The following is a 2,247-nucleotide window of genomic DNA, read 5'->3' on the forward strand; positions in this document are numbered from 1 at the left end:
ACGCTCTATCTGCTCACCGGCATCGGTGGCGGTGTCGACAACATCTCCTGGTGGGACGACACCGATGTGCGGGCGTTCTTCGCCGACAAGCATGTCAATGTGGTGATGCCGGTCGGCGGGCCCAACAGTATGTACACCGACTGGATCTCCGACGATCCGGTGATGGGACGTAATCGCTGGCAGAGCTACCTCACCCAGGAACTGCCCGACGTCGTCGACGCCCAGCTGGGTACCACCGGCCGCAACGCGATCGCCGGGGTGTCGATGAGCGCGGCGTCGGCGGTGGACCTCGCGATCCAGGCGCCGGAGCGCTTCGGCGCGGTGGCCTCCTACAGCGGGTGTCCGTGGTCGAACGACCCGGCCGGGATCGCGATGGTGAGTGCGCAGGTCGTGCGGGGCGGCGGTAATCCGGGCAATATGTGGGGCCTGCCGGGCACCGGTGCGTGGCCCGCGCACGACGCGTTCGCGCGGGCCGGTGCGCTGGCCGGGAAGGCCATCTATCTGTCGGCGGCGTCCGGCATCCCCGGCGGTATCGACCGGGGGTTGCCGTTCCCACCGGTGGAGGCCGTCGCGAGTGCGTGCACCGGCGCCTTCGCCGGTCGACTCGGACAACTCGGTGTTCCGGCGGTGTACGTGGACCGGCCCGAAGGTTCCCACACCTGGGGACTGTTCGAGGCCGATCTGCACGATTCCTGGCCTGTGCTGGCCGGCGGTATCGGCGCCTGAACGGCATGATCCCGGCCGGGCCGGTGGTGCCCGGCCGGGATTTCGCTCCGATTCCGCGCGCGAAAAGACTATCCTGTCAGGGCTTTTCGGTGATACTCCGACGGCGGTGCAGGAATTCCCTTGTCCGGCAGTGGATCTCAGACCGCTGCGGGCCGGAAGCGACGGTGGCAGATCTCGCAATCACAGTCGAAATAGCCGAGCCCGGCATTGCCGTGGGCGCCACGTCGTTCGGCTTCTTCCAGATCCGCGAACCAGGGCCGCCGCCGCATCGGTACCGGTCGAATCTGCGCGCTGTCGTCCATGGCCGGGGAGTACCCATTTCGGACAGTGCGTACGGTCACGGTTTCGGCGCGATGGGTGTGGTGATACTGGAGGGGATGGCGAGCAGAGATCCCGAACCGATCCGGGAAGCGCGAACGCCGACGGCGCGCGCCGGATGGTCGGCCGCCGACCGCGCGGCCTACCGCCGGTTCGTGCGCACCCAGCACCCCGATGTCGGCGGTGACCCGGTCGCGTTTCAGGAGGGGCTGGCTCGCTACGAGGCCGCCCGCCGGGCCGGTACCCGCGCGTCCGGGGTCGACCCCACGGACCGATTCGACGGACCGGTGCGATTCGTCGCCACACCGCGCGGCTGGCGGCGGGCGGTGCGAGTGCTGCGCCCGCGCCGGCGCACCCGGCGACTGCGTTGATCGATATGCCGGAAGTCCCTCCGGCTAATGGCCGACAGCGGGGATAGCTGGGTATACGCTGATGTAAGGCCATTCTGTGACGTGGCTTACTCCAAACATCGGGGTCTCATCGCTCGACCCATCCCGCGGCAGTGCGGCCGTGCAGGCGTGTCGAGCAAACTAGGAGAAGGCCATGAAAGGTGGCACAAGTATTGCGGTAGGGGTGGGCATAGGTTATCTGCTGGGGCGCACGCGGAAGATGCGCTTCGCGCTGGGGGTGGCGGGGGCGATGATGGCCAAACGTTCGTCGGACATTCCCGGTGAGTTGCTCGAGCGGGGGACGTCGCTGCTCAAATCGTCGGCGGACCTGACGCAACTCACCGATACCGTGCGCGACGAATTGCTGGGCGCGGCCCGATCCGCCGCGGTGACCGCCGCGAGCAACCAACTCGACTCGCTCAACACCCGGCTGCAACACGGCTCGTCCCTACTGACGGGCGACCTGTTGTCGGGCAACGACCGCGACCGAGCATCGGACGCGGAGGTCGAGGACGCGGAATTCGAGGACGAGGACGAGGCCGTCCGGGACGCGGGCGCGGCGTCGCCCGACGACGAACCCGAGGACGTCCATTCCGGCGAGGAGGAAGAAGACCGCAAGCCGGCCGCCCCGCGGGCACGCAAGCCCGCAGCCAAACGCGCGCGGAAGACGACCTCTGGTACGACGGCTCGCAAATCCACGGCACGCAAATCCACGGAACGCAAACCTGTTTCGGTCAGCCGACGCCGTAGCGGCTCCGATTCCGACGAACCGCCCGTGCGCCGCACGAGGAGATGAGAGCGATGGCGAAAACGG

At 68.2% G+C, this 2,247-nt stretch carries 4 protein-coding genes; 3 read left to right on the forward strand and 1 reads right to left on the reverse strand.

Translation table 11 applies throughout. The features are described 5' to 3' along the window. Positions 1 to 726 (forward strand): alpha/beta hydrolase (locus ON23_RS11050; RefSeq protein ID WP_039777997.1); only part of this gene is annotated, 726 nt, incomplete at its 5' end. 137 nt (positions 727 to 863) lie between these two features. Here the strand turns inward: ON23_RS11050 and ON23_RS37850 are convergent. Next, positions 864 to 1,028, reverse strand: a complete 165-nt coding sequence (locus tag ON23_RS37850) for a hypothetical protein (RefSeq protein ID WP_157104506.1) — start codon at positions 1,026 to 1,028, stop codon at positions 864 to 866. Between the two features lie 75 nt (positions 1,029 to 1,103). Between ON23_RS37850 and ON23_RS11055 the strand changes: the two genes are divergently transcribed. Both ON23_RS11055 and ON23_RS37415 read left to right on the forward strand, forming a co-directional pair. After that, positions 1,104 to 1,415, forward strand: coding sequence for a hypothetical protein (locus ON23_RS11055; RefSeq protein WP_051042393.1), 312 nt, complete (start codon positions 1,104 to 1,106; stop codon positions 1,413 to 1,415). Between the two features lie 172 nt (positions 1,416 to 1,587). Further along, positions 1,588 to 2,229 carry a hypothetical protein gene (locus ON23_RS37415; RefSeq protein ID WP_039777998.1) on the forward strand — a complete coding sequence of 214 codons (642 nt, stop codon included), beginning with the start codon at positions 1,588 to 1,590 and terminating at the stop codon, positions 2,227 to 2,229. The last annotated feature ends 18 nt before the right edge of the window (positions 2,230 to 2,247 follow it).

The organism is Nocardia cerradoensis NBRC 101014 (assembly GCF_000308535.1).
GTDB lineage: Bacteria > Actinomycetota > Actinomycetes > Mycobacteriales > Mycobacteriaceae > Nocardia > Nocardia cerradoensis.